The following is a 20,005-nucleotide window of genomic DNA, read 5'->3' as shown; positions in this document are numbered from 1 at the left end:
TGGCGAACACGGGCCGGTGCTGGAGGCCGGCCCGTGGTGTTTCTTCATATGCTGGCGGATGCTGAGACGCCGCGACAAGCCATAGCGACCGCCACCATATTTCTGAAATTGAATTCAGAAATTCCGTGCATTCACATGGAAAATGCTAGAACCGGTAGCGCATGGCCAGTTCGAAGGCCCCGCCCCGCTCGGGCACCGAGACCGGCGGCTCATAGGCATCGTCGAAGCCTTCATAATAGCCGTAGCCATTATCCCAGCCCGCAAACAGGTCCAGCTTCTCGGTCACGCCATAGCGCCCTTCCAGCGCCAGCCCGCCCTGGGTGTCGGCACCGAATTTCAGCTCCCACTGCTCGGTGCCGAAGTTCAGGCCGAAGATGCCGATGTGGTCATGCAGATAGGGGTTGCGCATGTCCGAGAAGCCCATGCCGATGCTTTTCAGCCGCAAAGCGTTGCCCTTGGGCGCGTTGTAGAAGGCCAGGTACTGGTCGCGATACCAGGTCCATTTGCCCTCGCGCATCTGGCGCAGCCCCATCAGCATGAAGTCGCCGGCCACCACCCGCGCGCCCAGCACCAGGTCGCCCAGGTTGTTGCCCTGCAGGAAGACGCCGTTCCGTCCAAAGCCGTATTCCAGCTTGGCGTCGCCCCAGGGTTGCTCGTCCAGCATGTCGTCGGCATGGAAGGGGCCATAGCGGCGCAGCGGGTCCAGGGTGACCGTCAGCCCGACCGGACCCAGCTTATTGTCATAGCGCAGATAGGCATCGGGAAACACCTTGTAGACGGTGCCGTCCGAGGCCCGGGCCGCCTTGCTGGCGAAAACGTCGCGATAGGCGGGCGCCGTGCCCATATAGACGTTGAAGCCGCCGCGGTTGAACCAGTCGCCATCCGCGAAAGGACGGTTTTCCCAGGGCTTGAAGCTGCCCGCTTCGAGCTTGCCCCATTCCTTCATGTCCAGCCTGGCGCGGAAATCGACATGGTTGTCGTCGAGATAGTCGATCTCGTCCTGGAACGAACGCAGGTTCAGCCGCAGCAACCCCTCCAAGTCCCAGCCATTGTCGAATGTGGTGCTATAGGTGCCATCGAGCGTCCCCAGCCCATAGGCGCCATCCTCGACCCCCGCGCTGCCCCAGCCCAGAATGACCTCGCCGCCGAGCTTGAATTCGGCATGAGCGGATGTGGTCGCGGCCATCGCAATGACGGCCGCGGCAAAGAGATGCCGATCCAAGTGTTTCTTCCTCCCTCAGAAAACTTGACTGTTGCCAAGAACAACAAGCGGTCCGGAAAGGAAAATTTACTTTGAAGCCTGCGGGTATTTATAGAATCAATATTCTATTTTATGGGCACATGTCATCGACGCAGGCCCGCACCAACCCCCGCAGCCAGACCAGCCCCGGATCGCGTTCGCGATGGCCCAGCCATTGCATGGTCTGGCTGAGCCGCGGCAGGGCGACGGGCGGATCGAACAGCACGAAATCGCCGCTTGCCGCCGCCTTCTGCCCCAACCGCCTCTGCAAAAGCGCGATACGGTCAGTGCCGCGCACGAGATCGGGAATGGAGTTGAAGGCATAGGTCGTCACCACCGGGCTCAGCTTCAGCCCGGCCTCGCGCGCCGCGATGACGGCAAAGCTCTCCTGCCCCGAGAAGGGTTCCATCACCACATGCGGCGCGCCGGTGATGCGCTCCAGGTCCATGACCTTGCCGGCATGACTGCTGCGGGCGCAGGCAATGACGCAGATGTCATCCTGATACAGCGTCTCGCTGACGCTGCTATCGGCGGCGGTGAAATCGGGGGCGATCAGCAGGTCGATCTCGCCCCGCTCCAGCAGCTTGCCGGGCGTAGCGTGCTGCGGACGAAAGTTCACCCGCACCAGCGGCGCCTCATCGGCCAGGCGCTGCACCAGCGCCGCGCCCAGCACCGCCAGGGAATAGTCCGACAGCGCGATCGTCAGCTCGCGCGTACTGGTGCGGGGATCGAATTGCGGGCTGGTGATGACGGTGGATTCGATGCGCAGCATGACATCGCGCAACGGGTCGCGAATGGTCTCGGCAAAGGGCGAGAGCTCCATCCGCCGCCCGACCTGGATCAGCAGCGGGTCATCGAAATAGGTGCGCAGACGGGCCAGCGCATTGCTCATCGCCGATTGGGTGATGAACATTTCCTCGGCGGCTTTCGACACGTTGCAGGTGCGCAGCAGCACGTCCAGCGCGGCCAGCAGATTCATGTCGAGCTTCTTGAACCGCATTTCTCTCCTCCTCGCGTTGACCACCTGGGCCAGTGCGACCGGATATTGCTGACGTGAATACTCCCTCGGCTCTTAGCTAGCCCATGGCGATGGGCAGATACAAGAATATCTGTTCTTGTTTTAGCGCAAGCTGCTGAAGAAGTCGGGGAGTCGGAAGGGGGGCCTCGCGAGTGGTCGAGCGAGGTGCCTTTGATCAGGGAGCGCGCCGGGTACATGCGCAGGGCCTCGGCGAAGAATGTCTTGAAATCCGTCCGGTCTTCCAGCCGGGCTGCCAGTTGCTCCGGGCCGTAGCCGGTCAGCCAGCAGATGATCTCATCGACCTCGGCCCGGCTCCGGCCCTTCTTCTCTGCCTTGGCCACGTAATGCGGATGGACGCTGGCAAAGCTGGTGGTGAATATCCTGTGCCTGGTCATCCTGTCTCCCGGGTTCCGGCGATGCGCATCATCCCTCACCGAACCGTCCCTGCGCGTCGGGCCAGGTCCAGATAGTCTCGTCGGCGAGGATCGCATCCACGACCGCTTCCGCCCTCGGTCGGGCGCTCGGGCTATCGGCCATTCCCATGTGTCGGGTCTCGATCTCGACCAGAAACGCGACGACCTCATCGCGGGGCGTTCCCCGGCGCAGCTGAGAGGCAGCCGCGATCAGATAGCTGTCGTATTCGTTCGCGAAGGACAGGTTGGCCTCGTCGTCCCACCTGCCCGGCCGGCTTTCCGGGTCCAGCAAGCCGATGGGATCCCAGAGCGTCCAGCCGATATCGCGCAGCTTCGACAGCTTGATCCTGGGTTGCGGTGCGATCTCGGTCATGGGTCTGTCGGGGCAAGGGTTGAGGGATGGACCAGCTTCGCACAGGCTGACGATGGGTCGCAACGGGAGGCACTGCCAACCCTTCGGCGCCTTCGGCTTCGGCTGATGCAGCCGGCGCCGCGCGTTCGCACGCAAGGCATTGCGCAGATCCTTGTTGATCAGATCGAGATCGAACTATTCCAGATGGAAATGCCCGCCCGCCCATCGCAGCGTGGAGCGGTGCTCCTCGTGCGCCGGGTCGCGGATGATGTCGAGGAAATCCTCATAGCCCCGCGGCCTGCCGACGTCCTCGGGCGGTCTCGCCAAAGATCACTCGAACAATCCGCCGACCCTGGTTTAGACCTTCTCCACGAAAGCCGCTGTCCGCCCAGCATCGGTCTTGTATTGCTTTCCCAAGATCTGCCGGTGCTCGATGATCCGGCTCACCGTCAGGCGGCAGGCCGCGTCGGAGGGATGCAGGGGCCGCGCCGCCCGTTCCTCCAGCTTGGCCATCGCCCCGGACAACGAAAAAACCTTGCGGATGGCGATATGGCCGAGCGGCTGGTTCTCAAGCAGGAACATCTCGAGCCAGGCGCCGTTATACGCGTTCTCGAAGCCGATGACGGATCGGTTGGCACCGAGGGCATAGATTGTGACCAGGCCACCCTGTGCCATCGGATCTATCGTCTCAGGGATTAACATATCCGCAATCTCGTAGCGCCCGAGCAGCCAGCGCATGACCAGATCCGGCTCACCGCGCAGGGCCGCGGGCAGATCCTCGGCGCGGCCCGACCGGAGGTCGGGAAGCAGCGCGGTATCGAGGCAGCGCCACTGGCCGGTCGCCACGCAATGGAAGGTCAGCAGGAAACGCATCGTCCGCATGCCCCTTGTTCTGTTTTTCGCCGCCGGTCGGTCACGAGCCGAGCTAGGTACAGGGGCTTTGGCATGCAAGGGAGCGCGGTGACGCTGCGACAACCTGCCCGAGGGGCGCCCCCTGCCCCCCGTCATGCACCGGAACGCGAAACGCGTTTCCGGTAGCACAAGCCGAATCGTCACCGCCCTCGCAGCCCGATCTCCCGAAGCGGATGCCCCGTGTCGATGAACAGCCGCCCCGTCGGTTTCAATACCGCCCGCAATCGTTCAAGGGCGCGTCGCTCGATATCCGGGTGACGACCGTCCAGCGCCCCGACACGCATCGCGAAGGCAATGTCGAAAGGCTCTTCACCCGGCGGCAATGCGAAATCCTCGATCGCCGCTCGCAGGAACCGCAGGCGGCCGGTGGCGATTTCCGCCCTCGATCCGGCCACCGCGCTGTCGATCGCCCTGGCCGAGCGGTCGATGGCCAGGACGAAGCCGTTCCCGACACGGCGGGAAACCTCGCGGGCCGCCACCCCCGGGCCGCAACCGATCTCCAGCACCCTCAGGCCCGGCGCCAGCGGCAGGGCGTCGATGAAGGATGCGATCCGGTTCGAAATCCGCGGTGCCATGATGCTCAGGTCTTGTCGGTCACCTTCGGCCACCAGGTGCCGAAGCACCACAGGTTGCCTTCCGGGTCGCGGCAGATGAATTCGCGGCTGCCATAGTCGCGGTCGGTCGGCCCCTCCTCGATCACCGCGCCGGCGGCCTGGGCGCGGGCGAACATCGCATCAGCGTCATCCACGGCGATATAGAGCGACTTGCCGCCCTGCGCCGAGGGCGGGCCCACCATCTCGCCATAGGCGTCGTCCCTGTCGTCGCCGCACATGATCATCGACGAGCCGAAGGCCAGTTCGGCATGGGCGACCTTGTCGCCATCCATATATTTCGCGTGGATGGTGAAGCCGAAGGCCTTTTCCAGCCAGTCGATCATCGCCGCCGCGTTGCGGAAGCGGAAGGTCGGGTAGATGCGTGGAGCCTCGAGCATGCTGTCCTCCTGTCCTTGACGGCCTAGGGTGCCATACCGTCTTCGGCACCGGTCAAGCCGTCGGCCTCGATGGGGCGGTAGTTCACCGGCATCCGGTCCATCGCCGGATCATAGCCGGAAACGCCCTTGCCGTCAGGTGTGCGATGCGGCGCCGGACGCCGTCTGCGCCATGACATCCCGGAGGATCTCCGAATGCGACAGCGCGCGGCGATTGGCTCAGGGTGCTACCGCAGAGCGACCGCCATCTCCTCCGTTTCGCCGATCGCCCGGCCTTGGACATGATGGCGAGCGTTTATCGCATGACCGGGATTCCGAGCATGCCGAACCTCGATTTTCCATCACTCGCGCATGAAAAAACCCCGCAGCCACCGCCGCGGGGTCCGTTCATCGATGGGATGGCCTCAGAGGCCGCGGGCGACGCGCTCGATATCGCCGCGGGTCAGGCCGATATCGGTCAGTTCCCGATCCGTCAGCCGGTGCAGTTCGCGGCGGGTGATGCGGGCGTCGTTCCATGCGGCGACCATCGCGATCACGCGGGCAAAGACCTGACCCAGGCCACCGGCAGCGGCACGGCTATGGCTCATCTCGACAGTGGACATCCTGGCACCTTTTTCATCTTGCCCATCCGGCGGGCATGTTTCGGACAAGGCGGATATAGGCCGGGCACCTGACGGGAAGTAGCCGCGATCCCGGCAAACCAGCCATGCATTCCGCGCTGCAGCATGGGCGGCGGACGGGCGGGCAGAAATCACGTCCCGATCCAAACCGGACATTTCTACCTGCTCTGTTGCCGATCGGCATTTTCCGCGACGACCGCCCAGGCGGGGCGCGGGGAAAGCGCCTTCGCCAAAGCAGCGGCGGAGACAGGGCCGAAGTGTCGGCAGGATCGCTGGCCTCCGCTCGGGTTTTGCTGTTCCGGGTTGCAAATGCGCGATGTTTGCGCATAACAGCCACCCGAAACGCATGGAGCCGGGTGCAACTCCCGGCTGGCTCTTCCGGCCGCCGATCCGCCGGACAACCCGAACCTACACCCCAAGATCGAAAACTCGACATGCGGCCCCATTCCGGGCCCTGATCGGTCAGGAACGGATGACATGATTTCACTTGATGCCTACCGGACCCAATGGTTCGGCAATATCCGCGGCGACCTGCTGGCCGGGCTGGTCGTGGCGCTGGCGCTGATCCCCGAAGCCATCGCCTTTTCCATCATCGCCGGCGTGGACCCGAAGGTCGGGCTTTACGCCAGCTTCTCCATCGCGGTGCTGGTCGCCTTCACCGGCGGGCGGCCGGGCATGATCTCGGCTGCCACAGCGGCAACGGCGGTGCTGATGGTCACGCTGGTGCGCGACCACGGGCTGCAATATCTGCTGGCCGCCACCGTGCTGGCCGGGCTGATCCAGATCGGAGCCGGGCTGCTGCGCCTGGGTTTCGTCATGCGCTATGTGTCGAAATCGGTGATGACCGGCTTCGTCAATGCGCTGGCGATCCTGATCTTCCTGGCGCAATTGCCGGAACTGGACCCGTCCAGGGTCACCTGGCTGACCTATGTTCTGGTCGCGGCCGGGCTGGCCATCATCTACCTGTTTCCGCGGCTGACCAGGGCCATCCCATCGCCGCTGGTCGCCATCGTCGTGCTGACGGCGCTTTCGATGGCCTTCGGCTGGGACGTGCGCACGGTGGGCGACATGGGGGCGCTGCCCGACACGCTGCCGGTCTTCATGATCCCGCAGATCCCGCTGACGGGGCAGACGCTGCTGATCGTCCTGCCCTATTCGCTGGCCATCGCCGTGGTGGGCCTGCTGGAAAGCCTGATGACGCAGAACCTGGTCGATGAGCTGACCGACACCAAATCGGACCGCAACCAGGAATGCATCGGCCAGGGCATCGCCAATGCCGCCACCGGCTTCATCGGCGGCATGGCCGGCTGCGCGATGATCGGGCAGAGCATGATCAACGTCAAATCCGGCGGACGCGGGCGACTTTCGGCCTTTACCGCCGGTTTCGTGCTGCTGATCCTGGTGGTCTTTCTGGGGGAATGGGTGGCGCAGATCCCGATGCCCGCGCTGGTGGCGATCATGATCATGGTGTCGGTCGGCACCTTTTCTTGGTCGTCGCTGAAGAACCTGCGCACGCATCCGCGGTCCTCCTCGGTGGTGATGCTGGCGACCGTGGCCACGGTGGTCTGGACCCACAATCTTGCCATCGGGGTGCTGGTGGGCGTGCTGCTGTCGGGCATCTTCTTTGCCGCCAAGATCGCGCAACTGTTCAAGGTCACGACCCATGTCACCCCCGATGGCCGGCTGCGCAGCTATGTGATCGAGGGGCAGCTGTTCTATGGCTCGGTCGAGGATTTCATGGAAGCCTTCGACTTCAACGAGGCGGTCGAGAAGGTGATCATCGATGTCAGCCGCGCCCATATCTGGGACATTTCCTCGGTGCAGGCCCTGGACATGGCGGTGCTGAAGTTCCGCCGCGACGGGGCCGAGGTCGAGATCTTCGGCATGAACGAAGCATCGGAAACCATCGTCGACAGGCTTGCCATCCATGACAAGCCCGGCGCGACGGACAGGCTGATGGCGCATTGAGGAAGGAAAGCATGAGCGAAGAACCGCAGAAGATCGTCGCCTTTGTCGATGGCTCGGCCTATTCGGCCAGCGTCTGCGACCACGCCGCCTGGCTGTCGGGCCGCACTGGCGCGCCGGTCGAGTTGATCCATGTGCTGGGCCGCCGCGAGGCACCGGCAAGGCCGGACCTCTCGGGGGCCATCGCGCTTGACGCCCGCACCGCCTTGCTGGAGGAACGCGGCAGGGATCATGGCCGAGACCGCGATCCTGCCCGGCCAGCCGGAAACCGCGCTTGGCAAGCTGGTGGATCAGGCGCCCTTCGACCTGCTGGTCATGGGGGCCTACGGCCATTCGCGCATCCGCAGCCTGATCATCGGCTCCACCACCACCGCCATGATCCGGTCCTGCTAGGTGCCTGTTCTCCTGATGCGCTGACCTCGTTCCCCGGCATCATTCCGCCTCGGCAAGAGTAGGCGGGGGCATCCGAACCGAGTTGCAATGCGGCACTGCCGCATCCGGACGGCCGTTTTACGACGCCTCTCCTATAGAAGCCGGCACACCGGCTCTGCACGAGGGATGCAAACCTGGGTCTGTGTCTCGTCACCACGAACGATGCGGGGCCGTTCCGAAGCGGCACGGATATCACCCCGCCATTTCAACTTGCGTTGACTTGTCTCATTGCGTTATATATCAACATATCTTGAGGGATTGATTCGATGGAAGAGCCACGCGCCCTTGCCGGCTTCGCGGCGCTGTCGCAGGAGACCCGGCTGCGTATCGTCCGGTTGCTGGTCAAGGCCGGACCCGACGGCATGGCGGCCGGGGCGATCGGCGAGGCCCTGGGCGGCGCCAGCACCTCGCGGCTGTCGTTTCACCTGACCCATCTCGAACAGGCCGGGCTGATCCGGTCCCGGCGCGAGGGGCGCTTCATCATCTACAGCGCCGTCTTTGCGACACTGGCCGGGCTGATCGCATTCCTGATGCGCGATTGCTGCGACGGCCACCCGGACATCTGCGCGCCGGTCGCGGCCGCGCTGTCCTGTTCCTGTGAACCCGGCAAGGATGCCCTGCATGGCTGACGCCTCGCCTCGTGTCTTCAACGTGCTGTTTCTCTGCACCGGCAACTCCGCCCGCTCGCTCATCGCCGAAAGCGTGCTGCGCAAGGAGGGCGGCGCGCGGTTCCGCGCCTTCTCGGCCGGCAGCCAGCCAAAGGGAGAGGTGCATCCGCGGACCCTGAAAATCCTGCAGAACTACCATTACCCGACCGAAGGGCTGCGCTCGAAAAGCTGGGACGAATTCGCCGGGCCCGACGCGCCGGTGATGGATTTCGTCTTCACCGTTTGCGACGACGCGGCGGGCGAGGCCTGTCCCTATTGGCCGGGCCAGCCGATGACGGCGCATTGGGGCCTTCCAGACCCGGCAGCCGCGACCGGCAGCGAGTTGCAGCGCGACATGGCCTTCATCGAGACGCTGCGCTACATGAAGGCGCGCATCCAAACCTTTGCCGCCCTGCCGATCGGCACCCTCGATCGCGCCAGCCTCGCCTCCAGGTTGCACGAGATCGGACGCTCCGAAGGCGCGGCCGGGGCGGGGGCCGGCATGGACGTCGTGATCTACCACAACCCGGATTGCAGCACCTCGCGCAACGTGCTGGCCATGACCCGCAATGCCGGGATCGAGCCGCATGTGGTGGAATACCTCAAGACGCCGCCCTCGCGCGCGATGTTGGAACAGCTTATCGCCCGCATGGGCATCGCGGCGCGCGAGCTGTTGCGGGAAAAAGGCACGCCCCATGCGGAGCTGGGCCTGGACGATCCGGCGCTGCCCGACGCCGCGCTGGTCGAGGCGATGCTGGCGCATCCGGTGCTGATCAACCGCCCCATCGTGGTCAGCCCCAGGGGCGTGCGGCTTTGCCGGCCCTCGGAACAGGTGCTGGACCTGCTGCCGCCGCAGCGCGCCGCCTTCAGCAAGGAGGATGGCGAGCAAGTCGTGGATGCCCAGGGCAACCGCATTCGCTCGGCCTGAAAGGATCTGATGATGACCCCCGACAGCCCGGCCCGCCGGCTTTCCTTTCTCGACCGCTACCTGACCTTGTGGATCTTCGCGGCCATGGCGCTCGGCATCCTGCTGGGCACGCTGTTCACCAGCCTGCCGGATGCGCTGCACGCCATGTCGGTGGGCTCGACCAACATTCCCATCGCCATCGGCCTGATCCTGATGATGTATCCGCCGCTGGCGAAGGTCCGCTACGAGGACCTGCCCCGGGTCTTTGCCGACAAGCGGGTGCTGGTGCTGTCGCTGGTGCAGAACTGGCTGATCGGGCCAGTGCTGATGTTCGCCTTAGCGGTGATATTCCTGCGCGATCATCCCGAATACATGACCGGGCTGATCCTGATCGGCCTGGCGCGCTGCATCGCCATGGTGCTGGTCTGGAACCAGCTGGCGCGCGGCCACGGGCAATATGTCGCCGGGCTGGTGGCCTTCAACTCGATCTTCCAGATCCTGTTCTTCTCGACCTATGCCTGGCTGTTCCTGACCGTGCTGCCGCCGCTGTTCGGGCTGCAGGGCAGCGTGATCGAGGTGGGCTTCCGGACCGTGACCGAGGCGGTGCTGATCTATCTGGGCATCCCCTTCGCCGCCGGGTTCCTGACCCGGCGTGTGCTGATCCGGCGCAGGGGAGAGGAATGGTATCGCGAGGCATTCCTGCCGAGGATCGGCCCGATCACGCTGGCCGCGCTGCTTTTCACCATCGTGGCGATGTTCAGCCTGAAGGGTGGCGATGTCGTGCGCCTGCCGCTCGACACCATCAGGATCGCTATCCCGCTGGTGCTGTATTTCGCCATCCAGTTCGTCGTCAGCTTCGCCATGGGCCGCCTGATCGCCCGGGACTACCCACGCAGCACCGCCATCGCCTTCACCGCCGCCGGCAACAACTTCGAGCTGGCCATCGCCGTCGCCATCGCCGCCTACGGCCTCGCCTCACCCGTGGCCTTCGCCGCGGTCATCGGCCCGCTGGTCGAGGTGCCGGTGCTGATCCTTCTGGTCAACGCCGCCCTGTGGCTGGGCCGCCGCTGGTTTCCCGAAGCAACCCCGCAAGAGGCCCGCGCATGATCCCCGACCTGCCGAACCTGTCGCCCGACTGCCTGCGCGCGCCCGCGGTCCCCGACCTGCCACGTGCGACGCATCCGCCGCGCATCCTGCTGCTCTACGGCTCGCTGCGCGAACGCTCCTACAGCCGCTTCGCCACGCTGGAGGCCGAGCGCCTGCTGCGGCATTTCGGTTGCGAGACGCGGGTGTTCCACGCCAACGGCCTGCCGCTGCCCGAGGATGCCGACCCGTCGCATCCCAAGGTGCAGGAGCTGCGCGATCTGTGCCTGTGGTCCGAGGGCCAGGTCTGGACCAGCCCGGAACGCCACGGCGCGATGACCGGGGTGATGAAATCGCAGATCGACTGGATCCCCTTGTCGATGGGCGCGATCCGGCCGACGCAGGGCCGCACGCTGGCGGTGATGCAGGTTTCGGGCGGCTCGCAAAGTTTCAACGCAGTGAACCAGATGCGGGTGCTGGGCCGCTGGATGCGGATGCTGACGATCCCCAACCAGTCCTCGGTCGCCAGGGCGTATCAGGAGTTCGACGAGTCCGGCCGGATGCGCCCGTCGAGCTATTACGACCGCATCGTCGACGTGATGGAGGAACTGGTGAAGTTCACCCTGGCGACCCGCGACCTGTCGGCCTTCCTGACCGACCGCTACAGCGAGCGCAAGGAGACGGCCGCAAAGCTCGGGGAACGGCTGAACCTCAAGGCTGCCACATGAAGCTGGAGAGGCCCGATATCGGGGGCAGATCGCGAGATACAACCGGATCGTGCCGTAAAGGGCAACCGAACCGGGTATGGGTGAAGGTTCTCCAACGCTGCATTCCCAGTTTGGAGCCGCGGCGCCTATCATCCGGGGGGTATCCTGAATTCTGTGTATCTGGCCCGTCCCATGGGGTTTCAGATACTCAAGCGGCGAAGCGCTCGCCGAACATTATGGCGAACTGGTTGCGGGCGGCAAACCATTCCCGGACGTTGCGGCCATCTTTCTGAAGCTGCGGATCGCCAGGTAGATCAGCCTGGTGGCGGCCTCCTCGGTCGGGAACGAGCCGCGTGTCTTGATCGATTTCCGGATCACGCGGTTCAGGCTCTCGATGGCGTTGGTCGCATAAACCACCTTTCGGATTGCCGGATCGAAGGCAAGAACGGGATCACCTCCTGCCACGACCGCCGCCAGGCCGGGGCAATGGAGGCGTATTTCGCGGTCCATTTTCCCTCGAAAGCATCGCGCTCGGCGGCGACCATGTCGGCGGTCGTGGCCCCGTAGATCCGGCGCAGGTCGGCCGCCACCGCCTTGCGGTTCTTCCATGAGCAGAAGTTCAGGCTGTGGGTCACCAGATGCATCGAGCCATGGGAACGCCACTGGTCCGAAAGACCATGGCGAGGGCAGGTCTGGACCCATGGCCTCCGGAAAGGCAGCGGTGATCGCCTCAGGAAAGCCCTTCAGCCCGTCCACGACCGCGATCAGGATGTCCTGGAGCCTGCGGTTCTTCAGCTCGTTCATCACCGAGAGCCAGAATTCCTTCGAGATCGTCATGCATGCTTCCTTTCCGTAAAGCATGGAACGGATCGGCTATACACAGAAAATCTGACACTCTCATCATCCGTCAGCTTTGATCTGTCCCCAAGCAGAGTCGGCCCAAAGCTTACGGTCACCCCGAAGTCCCTCAATGCAGCGACCAGCATCAGGCGGCCGAAGGCAAACGTCGCTCTTCAGCCTTCATGGCAACGCCCCAAGCTCGACCTTGAGGTTGCATGCTCCGACTTACATGCCCTTCGATACGGTCCGAAGGCTGGCAAAACCAAGAATACATCAAGGCTGGTTTTGCTGTCCTGTCTCCAGAACGGCCTCGATCAGGGCCAGTCCGGCATCCACGCGGGCGGGATTGGGAATGTTGCGATTGGCCAGGATGACCAGGCCCAGGTCCGCGTCCGGGATGAAGGCGACATAGCCCCCGAAGCCGTTGGTCGATCCGGTCTTGCTGAACAGCACTGCCTGATCGGACAGATCGGGCTGGTCCAACCGGGTCGCGGGCTGGCTTTCCATCACCATCTCGGCCGCATTCCCGGCCAGCAGCTGATCGCGGGAAACCGGCCAGGGATAGCGTTCCCAGATCATCGCCTGTTGGAAATGCTGTGTTCCCGTCCGGCCCGCATGCGCCTGCGCCACAGCCTCGCGCAGCTTAGGCGGGACGTCCGCGTCGCCCAGGTTGATCCGCAGGAAGCGCAGCATGTCCTGCAGGTCCGACTTCAGACCATAGGCCTCGTCGTCGAGCATCCCGGGATTGACCCGGATGGCGCTGTCGTCCCGGCGCGAATAGCCCCAGGCATAGCGCCGCATTTCTGCCTCCGGCACATCGACATGGGTGCTGTCCAGCCCCAGCGGCTGCAGGAGATGGGCGCGCAGCGCCTCGGAATAGGGTTCGCCGAAGGCCCGGGCGGCGATGCGTCCCAGAAGGCCAATGCTGACATTCGAATAGGACCGCTCGCCCTGGCCCGGCACCGGCTGCCAGTCCTGAAGCCAGCGCATCAGCGTGCCGTCGTCGCCGGCCTCATCCGGCACCTGCAGCGGCAGGCCGCCGGTCTGATGGGTGGCGAGGTCCATCAGCGAGACCGAGCCGATCGCGCTGCCTTTCAACTCCGGCAGATGCGCGGCGACCGGATCCGCCAGCGACAGCCGTCCCTCTTGCGCCGCCAACGCGGCCAGCGTCACGTTGAGGGTCTTGCTGATCGAACCCAGTTCGAACAGCGTCTCGGCCGTGACGGGCACGGCGGCCGCGCGGTCGGCCATGCCGGCGGTATAGACATAGTCCTGCCCCCGCCAGGTGATGCCTACGGCAAGGCCGGGAATGTCATGCTCGGCGATGACGGGGGCGAAGATCCCGGCCGCCATCTGCCGGAACTCGGCCTCGCTCATCGCCGAGGCCGGCATGGCAAGGCCCACTGCGATCAGGCCAAGGCCCGCGCATCCATAATTCATATTCATGTTTCTGCTCTGCTCATATCGGGGCGGCCCGGCTGCGGCCGCCATGCGCCGAGTTAAGGCGAAGCGGTAACAGGACACAAACGATGATATTTCACTTCTGCCATGAGATAATCTAATTTCGGCCGCATGGATCGCCCGCAACTTCCCCTGAACGCCCTGCGCGCCTTCGAAGTGGCCTCGCGCCATCTGAACCTGACCCGCGCCGCCATCGAGCTTTGCGTGACGCAGGCGGCGCTGAGCCACCAGATCCGCGGGCTGGAAGAGCGCCTGGGGGTCACGCTGTTCCGCCGCGTCCCGCGCGGGCTGGTGCTGACCGAAGAGGGGATCATGCTGGCCCCGGTCCTGACCCGGATCTTCGACGAGATGTCCGGGACGCTGGACCGCTTTTCCGCCGGGCACTATCACGAGACGATCAATCTGGGCGTCGTCAGCAGCTTCGCCACGGAATGGCTGATCCCGCGCCTTGCGGATTTCCAGCGGCTCCACCCCTTTCTCGACCTGCGCATCCACACCAACAACAACCGCGTCGACCTGGCCGGCGAAGGGCTGGATCTGGCGGTGCGGTTCGGCGACGGCAGCTGGCACGGCGTGGCGGCGACCAGGCTGATGGGCGGCGCAATGATGGCGGTATGCAGCCCCGACCTGGCCGGGCGCGTGCGCCGGGTCGAGGATCTGCTGTCGGTTCCCCTGCTGCGATCCTATCGCGCGAATGAATGGGAGCGGTGGTTCGCCAGCCAGGGGCTGCCGGCGCCGCAGCTGCGCGGCCCGGTCTTCGACAGCTCGCTGGCCATCGCTGAAATGGCCGCCCGGTCCCATGGGGTGGGGCTGGTGCCGGTCGCGCTGTTTTCGCCCTGGCTCCAGGCCGGACGGTTGGCCCGACCGTTCGAGGCCGAGCTTGCGGCGGGCGATTACTGGCTGACCCGCTTGCACGCCAGCCCCGAAACCACCGGGCAAGGCGCATTCCGGGAATGGCTGGTGGCGCGTTGCGAGGATGTCGCGTGACTGGATTGACGAGGCCGAAGACAGCATGATCACTTCCTTCGCCCGTGGCCTCAGGAGGGATTACGCCGCCATCGCAGCCGCATTGCGCGTCGGTATCGTGTTGGTAACCCCGGCTATGTTGCGACGCCTCCCGGCAGAAGGCATCGCAGACAAAGAGCTTTCAGCGCTCCTCAGACGTGAGCGGCTCGTTCCGGTTGTTCACGGAACGACCTATGAACAGCTTGAGCAAGTCAGCCTCCTGCTAGCCTCCCGAGCCGGGCTGAGCACTGCCGAGGAATCGATGGCGGAAGTCGCGGCCAAAATCGCCGAACTGGTCGCTATTTAGTCACGCCGGGGTCAAACCTGACGCTGAGCGGAGTTCTTCGGCTAGTACCGCAGGTTTTCTGCGTCGGCTTGGCTTCCTACTCCACTTCTCCGCGGTACTCCGCGTCTGGAGGTGACATTTCTAGATTGCCGCAACCTGAGGCCCTTCAAATCTGTTGCAACACCAGTTATGGCGCGTTTCCGATCTCGACGCACCTGTGAGACTGTTACGTCTCGCCAGCGGATTTAGTCGATGACAACGATCGGATGCCCCCTATGCTGCGGCAAGCCTGGAAAGCGGGAGTAGCAGATTTGACTGTTGCTGGACGCGTCGGGGCGACGCGCTCCGTAGACGCTTTCCATGCTGAAAAATGTTTGCCCATGGGCGTCGTTCGCAAAACCGCTATACCCGTTCTGGATAAGCCGATGGACGTGCCCCTCCGTCCGATCAACGTTGATGTAACAAAGCTTGGCGCACTCACCCACGAGGTCGTCAGCGGATGGTCTGGCGGCTGGATCGTAGTCGAGGCAACTTTCCACAATCGCCTGAAGTTCAGATGCCAGAGGCTTGAACTGCGAGTTCGAGGTCATAAACGCTGGCCAAGGGTTTCGGGTGCGATTCTTGACATTGACAGCCGCGTCCAGAAAGACGCCGAACGGGAAATCTCCCGCTAGAATCCGAAACATCAAGGCGCCGAGCGACCAGATATCAGCCTCTTGGCCGGGGTGGTCACCCTTGCGGCGGAACATCATTTCAGGGGCCATATAAGGCAGAGCCCCTTTGATCGTCCCCGATGTCGAGCGCGTTAGGTCCCCGCCGTCTTGCGCCGCCAGTGCGAACACTTCCTCGGTCAAGGTGGCTATGCCGAAGTCCGTGATTTTCAACTCGTGGAGATTGACGCCCATCTCGACGATGATGTTGCTGGGTTTGAGATCCCGATGCACCACCCCGGCGTGGTGGGATGCTGCCACACCCTTCGCCAGGTGACTGAAGACGCGTGCGCCCAGATGAGGATCGACGGCCCCGAACCGCGCGAGCTTTTCCTCGAGAGTTTGCCCTTCGACATACTCTTCGACCAAAAACGGCTGATCGCCGTGTTCGAAGTAGTCATATGTCTTCGCGACGTTGTGATGATTGACACGAGCTGCAATCACTGCGCTCTGGCTGAACCGCTTTGCCTGCTGACCAGGCTGCGGCGTTTTCACCGCCACATCGATATCCAGCAAGGTATCGCGTGCAAGATAGACGTCCTGCATCCCGCCACGGCCGATGTGCCTGACAATCTGATAGCGGCCAGCAACTACGTCGCCTGGTTTCACGGCATTACCTCCGGGGTCGATACGTCGAACGTTACAAACCGCCGGGCCTGCCCAGGGTTACCGAATGTGATGACGCAGCATCCTGGCACAACGTGCCCGACCTTCGCGACCGCGTTGTTGAGGAAGACAGCGCCGGACGCGCTGATCACGACGAACGCGGACCCATTGTATTCGACACCAAGAGATCCGACCGGGCCGGCATTCACGTTGATCTTGCGGTTCTTACGATTGAGATGATGGGTCGTGCCGCCAAAGACAACAAGTGCTCGATGTTGGTTTTCGAGAAGCTGCTGCTGCAAAACGGATTGGACCTCTACCATTCTCGGTCGTTGGGCGGGCCGAGGGTCGAGGCATTTGTGTAAAAGGGCGACCGTTGGCGCTGAGACACCTGGTAGACTCGCAGAAAGAGCGGGAAGAGAGATCGGCACCGGCGGCTGTTGCGCCAATTCCCTCGGAGCATTCGTACTTAGCAACGCCAGCGCTGTTGCGCCAAAAGCATACACGTCTATGGACGCGTCAAAGCTTATCGTTTTGTCGCTCCACAACTCGGGAGCCATGAAAACCGGCGTACCAATAATGCTCCTGGTCTTTGCGGCGTCCTGCGACCGCGCAAGGCCGAAATCGATAATCTTGATGACGCCTTCCTTGTCCAGCCGAATATTGTTCGGCTTGATGTCGCGATGAATGACGCCTGCTTCGTGAATATCGCGCAGCCCGCAGGCAATCTGCCATAGCGTATGAATATACTTGCGGTTCGGCTTGAAGGAGCCAACTTCGAGGTTTTCGCCATCAATAAACTCAAGCACGATGGCGGTCTCAGGCTGGCGCCTATCTGATAATTGCACAACATCGTACAATTGGACGACATGCTTGGAACGCAGCTTCGCGAGGGCCTTCTGCTCGTCAAGCAGCCTCCGCTCCTCGATGCCCTTCTGAAGGCGCTTAATGATGACCGGGCGTTGCAGGTGAGTGTCCATGCACTCTATGATCTCGCCCATGCCGCCAGCGGCCGTGCCCCCCGTGAGCGTGTATCTACCTGCTATCGTCATCGCCGTCCTTCACATCCGCCGATTGTTCGATCTGGATTTCGAGTTGAACGTCGTCTTGCGGTGGCCTCGGGCTCTTTTCCGCTTTTTTCGACGTCCGACGGGTGCCCTTCCGGCTCTTGTTGGGGCTGCTCGGTGGGTCCAGGTTCTCTTTGAGAGAGGCCACCTCGGGTGCTGCCGCTGCCTGCGGTCTGGGAGCTTCTGTGACATCACGAAGCCAGCTTATGGCCATCGTGCCAAACGGGTCCCAGACTTGGATTCCCCCTTCCTGATTTCTTGCAGCCGGCGACGACAGAGCCTTCAAATCCACCAGCGCAAGGGAGGCGTTGTCGTGGCCACCGCACCAGCGCGCCAGCGCTGTCAATCTATCGACGGCTGCCTTTGGATCAGACGCGTGGTAGAGAACACTGGCGAGAGTATCTGGCTCGATATAGTGGATCCCGTCAGTGGTGAGGGCCAGCTCCGACACGTGCGACGGAACTGTTCGGATATGGGGCTTTATGCCGGTCCCCATTCCGACAAACTGAAGCAAGTCGCGACCATGACCTCCTACGGCTTCTTCGAGAGAGTCGTCGACCGTCAGCCGCTCGACCTTCACACCCTTCCCGCACGCGTAGATTCTGCTGTCGCCGAGATTGATAATGACGGGCGGAACGCCTGTATCGAACAGCAATGCGGAGAGCGTGGCTCCACCTCGACCACCGGCAAACGCGTAGACAGCATCATTGGCGTGGGCGGCGGCGGCGGCCGCACGTTGCTCCAACCCCTGGTGTCTGTGACGCACTAAGGCGTGGAAAAAGGATGAAACGGCCAAGGTTGCGCATTTTGCGCCATCTCTCATGCCGCCCATGCCGTCGGCGACCACTACCGCGATGATTGGCTGGCTGCTCTGCCTCGCACTGAGGCGCAGCGCCGCCACTCGGTCCTGGTTCTCTTCGCGCTGCAGTCCGATGTCGGTAGCGAGAATGGCAGGTAAGTCAAAGCATTGGTTTAGCGCCCGATCCGGAACGGCTCTCGATAACCAATTTGCAACGATGTCCTGAAACGCGTCGCCTCGACTGCCAGGCGGGGTTTCTGAAATATTCTGCGTCATCAATAAACTCGCTTCCTCCCGGCCTGTTTGAATCATCCTTGCAGCGTCATGTGCTCTCACGACAGTCTGCGGCTACGCGAGGACTTTAAGCCCATGCTTTTGAACCACAGTGAGAAGCTTGAGCGCCATGCCACTCGGCCTTTTGGCACCGGTCTCCCACTTCTCCACCGTACTTTCGCTGGTGTTGAGATAACGGGCGAATACGGGCTGACTGACATTGTTGGCTTCGCGCAGCTGCTTGATCTGCGCAGGCTCGATCTCTGTCGGGACGACCAGGTGGCGCGCATCGAAACCGCGCATAGTTGCCTTGTCGAACGCACCGACCTTGTGAAGCATAGCCGCAGACGAATGGATCGCCTCAGACACATCGCTTTTGAACCTACTTTTCGTTGCCATGACAAATCTCCGTCAGGTCCTTGTCCACCAAAAGCCGAGGAATCTGCTGAGCGTTCAGCGTTGAATAGCACTTTGCCAGGGCGCGAAAATCCTCCAGATCCTCGTCCTCGATGTTGGCTCGATCCATCCTTGATGGTGCACTTTGCGAGCCACCTTGGAAAACCAAACGGTCTTGAACGTCCGCATGGATTCTTCAACATCGGCCATAGCATTATGTAGCACTAGGTGCTATCGAAATCAATGGAGATGTTGCCGGGCATCGCAATTAGCGCACCGTCGGAGGATGACCGGAATAGGTGACGTAACCGTTCCCGCCATCGGTCTGCGGGACAATCACCGGCGGCAGCACGATGCCGACAACCTTGAGCATCGCGAGGAGCAGTAGTCTGCCTGCGGCGTCGATTTGATCTGGCGCGAACGATCGGGATTCTCGTTCAGCGCACGCGGGTTTCATGACATTTAACGTCTGACATGGTACAAAGCCGCTTCGCTGCGTGGCTGAAACCGCTTGTCACTCGCACGACCCGCATATGACCTACGGAATTGTCGGTACGAGAGACATGCCAAGGCCGCTACCGCTCCGAAGCTGTGCGAACCTGATTTGAACCTATTTATTCCGGAGGATAGCGTGTCGTGAGGAATCGTAAATTAAGGTGGTCTAGCGTGCTGTAGAGTGGTTGCGGGGGCCGGCGTCGATCATAACTTGCAATCGACGCCGGTAAAGATGGTTGCGGGAGCCAGCAACCATCTTTACTCGCTATTCCGCGCGGCCGCGTAGTTTGTCGCATAGCACCCAAGGCTCGTCGGCTATCGGCATATCGAGTCGTTCTGCAAAATGCGCACTCACGCTTGATACCGCAATTTGTCGAGAAGAAGAGTGAGCGCCAAGGAGTGATGTCGTCGACCGGGATAATAGGCTCGAACGCACCGTCCGATCCAAGGAGGTTTCTCCTTTCGGTGTTGACCGGCGTGGAATAAGGACCCCGCTTCTGGGGTGATCGGCGTCCAAAAGGGACCCCACCGACCGGGGGTTGGGTCCATTGTGCTTCCGAGGATTATCGGAGGCCGAGCGCGGGATGCTGATCGTGGAGACAATCGCAAAAATCAGGCGGCTGCATTTTACCGAGGGCAAGGGGATCAAGACGATCTGCCGCGACCTGAAGCTGTCGAAGAAGGTGGTGCGCAAGGTGATCCGCACCGGGATAACGGAGTTCACCTATAGCCGGACGGTTCAGCCACGCCCGAAGCTGGGCGCCTGGCTTGAGGAACTGAGCC

General features: G+C 62.8%; 21 protein-coding genes, 4 pseudogenes and 1 other annotated feature. Of the genes and pseudogenes, 10 read left to right on the top strand and 15 right to left on the bottom strand.

Annotation, left to right across the window (positions count from 1 at the left end):
* Positions 1-145 precede the first annotated feature (145 nt).
* From L632_RS0102025 to L632_RS0101990, 9 genes are all read right to left on the bottom strand, one after another.
* Complete coding sequence (locus L632_RS0102025; RefSeq protein WP_028716263.1) at positions 146-1,222, bottom strand: hypothetical protein; 1,077 nt, start codon at positions 1,220-1,222, stop codon at positions 146-148.
* A 109-nt stretch (positions 1,223-1,331) separates the two neighbouring features.
* Positions 1,332-2,240, bottom strand: coding sequence for a LysR family transcriptional regulator (locus L632_RS0102020; RefSeq protein WP_028716262.1), 909 nt, complete (start codon positions 2,238-2,240; stop codon positions 1,332-1,334).
* Entirely contained in the window at positions 2,216-2,653 is a 438-nt protein-coding gene (locus L632_RS24810) for a DUF2200 family protein (RefSeq protein WP_232220947.1), read from the bottom strand. Before L632_RS24810 ends, L632_RS0102020 begins: the two co-directional genes overlap by 25 nt.
* A 28-nt stretch (positions 2,654-2,681) precedes the next feature.
* Entirely contained in the window at positions 2,682-3,044 is a 363-nt protein-coding gene (locus tag L632_RS0102015; RefSeq protein WP_028716261.1) for a hypothetical protein, read from the bottom strand.
* Between the two features lie 174 nt (positions 3,045-3,218).
* Positions 3,219-3,350, bottom strand: a complete 132-nt coding sequence (locus tag L632_RS24805) for a plasmid pRiA4b ORF-3 family protein (protein ID WP_232220946.1) — start codon at positions 3,348-3,350, stop codon at positions 3,219-3,221.
* A gap of 30 nt (positions 3,351-3,380) precedes the next feature.
* Positions 3,381-3,896 carry a hypothetical protein gene (locus L632_RS0102005; RefSeq protein ID WP_028716260.1) on the bottom strand — a complete coding sequence of 172 codons (516 nt, stop codon included), beginning with the start codon at positions 3,894-3,896 and terminating at the stop codon, positions 3,381-3,383.
* A gap of 179 nt (positions 3,897-4,075) precedes the next feature.
* Positions 4,076-4,558, bottom strand: a complete 483-nt coding sequence (locus tag L632_RS0102000; protein WP_232220945.1) for a bifunctional 2-polyprenyl-6-hydroxyphenol methylase/3-demethylubiquinol 3-O-methyltransferase UbiG — start codon at positions 4,556-4,558, stop codon at positions 4,076-4,078.
* Positions 4,516-4,926, bottom strand: a complete 411-nt coding sequence (locus L632_RS0101995) for a VOC family protein (protein WP_028716258.1) — start codon at positions 4,924-4,926, stop codon at positions 4,516-4,518. The genes L632_RS0102000 and L632_RS0101995 overlap by 43 nt, the downstream gene beginning before the upstream one ends.
* 401 nt (positions 4,927-5,327) lie before the next feature.
* Positions 5,328-5,525 carry a DUF1127 domain-containing protein gene (locus L632_RS0101990; RefSeq protein WP_028716257.1) on the bottom strand — a complete coding sequence of 66 codons (198 nt, stop codon included), beginning with the start codon at positions 5,523-5,525 and terminating at the stop codon, positions 5,328-5,330.
* 363 nt (positions 5,526-5,888) lie between these two features.
* Positions 5,889-5,946, top strand: a sequence feature (sul1 is cis-regulatory element that is thought to sense ions involved in sulfur or methionine metabolism; They are found in Alphaproteobacteria).
* 74 nt (positions 5,947-6,020) lie between these two features.
* Between L632_RS0101990 and L632_RS0101985 the strand changes: the two genes are divergently transcribed.
* The 7 genes and pseudogenes from L632_RS0101985 to arsH all read left to right on the top strand — a co-directional run bounded on the left by L632_RS0101985 (position 6,021) and on the right by arsH (position 11,305).
* Positions 6,021-7,511, top strand: a complete 1,491-nt coding sequence (locus L632_RS0101985; protein ID WP_028716256.1) for a SulP family inorganic anion transporter — start codon at positions 6,021-6,023, stop codon at positions 7,509-7,511.
* An 11-nt stretch (positions 7,512-7,522) separates the two neighbouring features.
* Positions 7,523-7,901: pseudogene (locus tag L632_RS23730) on the top strand (universal stress protein).
* A 305-nt stretch (positions 7,902-8,206) separates the two neighbouring features.
* Entirely contained in the window at positions 8,207-8,569 is a 363-nt protein-coding gene (locus L632_RS0101975; RefSeq protein WP_028716255.1) for a helix-turn-helix transcriptional regulator, read from the top strand.
* Positions 8,562-9,059: pseudogene (locus tag L632_RS24570) on the top strand (arsenate reductase ArsC); the annotation flags it as partial. The gene L632_RS0101975 and the pseudogene L632_RS24570, both read left to right, overlap by 8 nt.
* Positions 9,060-9,089: 30 nt before the next feature.
* A complete protein-coding gene (arsC, locus tag L632_RS24565; protein ID WP_028716364.1) occupies positions 9,090-9,515 on the top strand; it encodes an arsenate reductase (glutaredoxin) in 426 nt (141 codons plus the stop codon).
* Between the two features lie 12 nt (positions 9,516-9,527).
* Positions 9,528-10,601: an ACR3 family arsenite efflux transporter gene (arsB, locus tag L632_RS0101960; protein WP_028716254.1), complete on the top strand. Its 1,074-nt coding sequence runs from the start codon at positions 9,528-9,530 to the stop codon at positions 10,599-10,601.
* Positions 10,598-11,305, top strand: coding sequence for an arsenical resistance protein ArsH (gene arsH, locus L632_RS0101955; RefSeq protein ID WP_028716253.1), 708 nt, complete (start codon positions 10,598-10,600; stop codon positions 11,303-11,305). The genes arsB and arsH overlap by 4 nt, the downstream gene beginning before the upstream one ends.
* A gap of 213 nt (positions 11,306-11,518) precedes the next feature.
* Here the strand turns inward: arsH and L632_RS24170 are convergent.
* Together L632_RS24170 and ampC are read right to left on the bottom strand one after the other, a co-directional pair.
* Positions 11,519-11,928, bottom strand: a pseudogene (locus L632_RS24170) (transposase).
* Between the two features lie 469 nt (positions 11,929-12,397).
* On the bottom strand, positions 12,398-13,570 hold the full coding sequence (ampC, locus tag L632_RS0101935; RefSeq protein WP_084648042.1) for a class C beta-lactamase: 1,173 nt from the start codon (positions 13,568-13,570) through the stop codon (positions 12,398-12,400).
* Between the two features lie 126 nt (positions 13,571-13,696).
* Here ampC and L632_RS0101930 point away from each other — a divergent pair, with 126 nt between their 5' ends.
* Both L632_RS0101930 and L632_RS21885 read left to right on the top strand, forming a co-directional pair.
* Positions 13,697-14,572 (top strand): LysR family transcriptional regulator, encoded by an 876-nt coding sequence (locus tag L632_RS0101930; RefSeq protein ID WP_028716251.1) that lies wholly within the window; start codon positions 13,697-13,699, stop codon positions 14,570-14,572.
* Positions 14,562-14,897, top strand: a complete 336-nt coding sequence (locus tag L632_RS21885; RefSeq protein ID WP_232220944.1) for a con — start codon at positions 14,562-14,564, stop codon at positions 14,895-14,897. Before L632_RS0101930 ends, L632_RS21885 begins: the two co-directional genes overlap by 11 nt.
* 224 nt (positions 14,898-15,121) lie before the next feature.
* Here L632_RS21885 and L632_RS0101920 read toward each other — a convergent pair whose 3' ends face one another.
* The 4 genes from L632_RS0101920 to L632_RS0101905 all read right to left on the bottom strand — a co-directional run bounded on the left by L632_RS0101920 (position 15,122) and on the right by L632_RS0101905 (position 18,730).
* Positions 15,122-16,195 (bottom strand): serine/threonine-protein kinase, encoded by a 1,074-nt coding sequence (locus L632_RS0101920; RefSeq protein WP_028716250.1) that lies wholly within the window; start codon positions 16,193-16,195, stop codon positions 15,122-15,124.
* Positions 16,192-17,244: a serine/threonine-protein kinase gene (locus L632_RS0101915; RefSeq protein ID WP_028716249.1), complete on the bottom strand. Its 1,053-nt coding sequence runs from the start codon at positions 17,242-17,244 to the stop codon at positions 16,192-16,194. The genes L632_RS0101920 and L632_RS0101915 overlap by 4 nt, the downstream gene beginning before the upstream one ends.
* Positions 17,228-18,334, bottom strand: coding sequence for a PP2C family serine/threonine-protein phosphatase (locus tag L632_RS23710; protein ID WP_232220943.1), 1,107 nt, complete (start codon positions 18,332-18,334; stop codon positions 17,228-17,230). The genes L632_RS0101915 and L632_RS23710 overlap by 17 nt, the downstream gene beginning before the upstream one ends.
* A 72-nt stretch (positions 18,335-18,406) precedes the next feature.
* Positions 18,407-18,730: a DNA-binding transcriptional regulator gene (locus L632_RS0101905; RefSeq protein ID WP_028716247.1), complete on the bottom strand. Its 324-nt coding sequence runs from the start codon at positions 18,728-18,730 to the stop codon at positions 18,407-18,409.
* Positions 18,731-19,806: 1,076 nt separating this feature from the next.
* On the opposite strand from L632_RS0101905, the pseudogene L632_RS21875 reads away from it, so the two are divergent.
* A pseudogene (locus tag L632_RS21875) lies at positions 19,807-20,005 on the top strand (IS21 family transposase); the annotation flags it as partial.

The sequence above is a fragment of the Paracoccus sp. J39 genome, from assembly GCF_000518925.1.
GTDB lineage: Bacteria > Pseudomonadota > Alphaproteobacteria > Rhodobacterales > Rhodobacteraceae > Paracoccus.
Note: the sequence above shows the minus strand (reverse complement) of the source record. Positions and strands in the feature narration are given on the sequence as shown.

Coding starts and splice junctions, on each gene's coding strand:
- L632_RS0102020 (WP_028716262.1), bottom strand. CDS start 2,240: ATGCGGTTCAAGAAGCTCGACATGAATCTGCTGGCCGCGCTGGACGTG.
- L632_RS24810 (WP_232220947.1), bottom strand. CDS start 2,653: ATGACCAGGCACAGGATATTCACCACCAGCTTTGCCAGCGTCCATCCG.
- L632_RS0102015 (WP_028716261.1), bottom strand. CDS start 3,044: ATGACCGAGATCGCACCGCAACCCAGGATCAAGCTGTCGAAGCTGCGC.
- L632_RS0102005 (WP_028716260.1), bottom strand. CDS start 3,896: ATGCGTTTCCTGCTGACCTTCCATTGCGTGGCGACCGGCCAGTGGCGC.
- L632_RS0101995 (WP_028716258.1), bottom strand. CDS start 4,926: ATGCTCGAGGCTCCACGCATCTACCCGACCTTCCGCTTCCGCAACGCG.
- L632_RS0101990 (WP_028716257.1), bottom strand. CDS start 5,525: ATGTCCACTGTCGAGATGAGCCATAGCCGTGCCGCTGCCGGTGGCCTG.
- L632_RS0101985 (WP_028716256.1), top strand. CDS start 6,021: ATGATTTCACTTGATGCCTACCGGACCCAATGGTTCGGCAATATCCGC.
- L632_RS0101975 (WP_028716255.1), top strand. CDS start 8,207: ATGGAAGAGCCACGCGCCCTTGCCGGCTTCGCGGCGCTGTCGCAGGAG.
- arsC (WP_028716364.1), top strand. CDS start 9,090: ATGGACGTCGTGATCTACCACAACCCGGATTGCAGCACCTCGCGCAAC.
- arsB (WP_028716254.1), top strand. CDS start 9,528: ATGACCCCCGACAGCCCGGCCCGCCGGCTTTCCTTTCTCGACCGCTAC.
- arsH (WP_028716253.1), top strand. CDS start 10,598: ATGATCCCCGACCTGCCGAACCTGTCGCCCGACTGCCTGCGCGCGCCC.
- ampC (WP_084648042.1), bottom strand. CDS start 13,570: ATGAATATGAATTATGGATGCGCGGGCCTTGGCCTGATCGCAGTGGGC.
- L632_RS0101930 (WP_028716251.1), top strand. CDS start 13,697: ATGGATCGCCCGCAACTTCCCCTGAACGCCCTGCGCGCCTTCGAAGTG.
- L632_RS21885 (WP_232220944.1), top strand. CDS start 14,562: ATGTCGCGTGACTGGATTGACGAGGCCGAAGACAGCATGATCACTTCC.
- L632_RS0101915 (WP_028716249.1), bottom strand. CDS start 17,244: ATGACGATAGCAGGTAGATACACGCTCACGGGGGGCACGGCCGCTGGC.
- L632_RS23710 (WP_232220943.1), bottom strand. CDS start 18,334: ATGACGCAGAATATTTCAGAAACCCCGCCTGGCAGTCGAGGCGACGCG.
- L632_RS0101905 (WP_028716247.1), bottom strand. CDS start 18,730: ATGGCAACGAAAAGTAGGTTCAAAAGCGATGTGTCTGAGGCGATCCAT.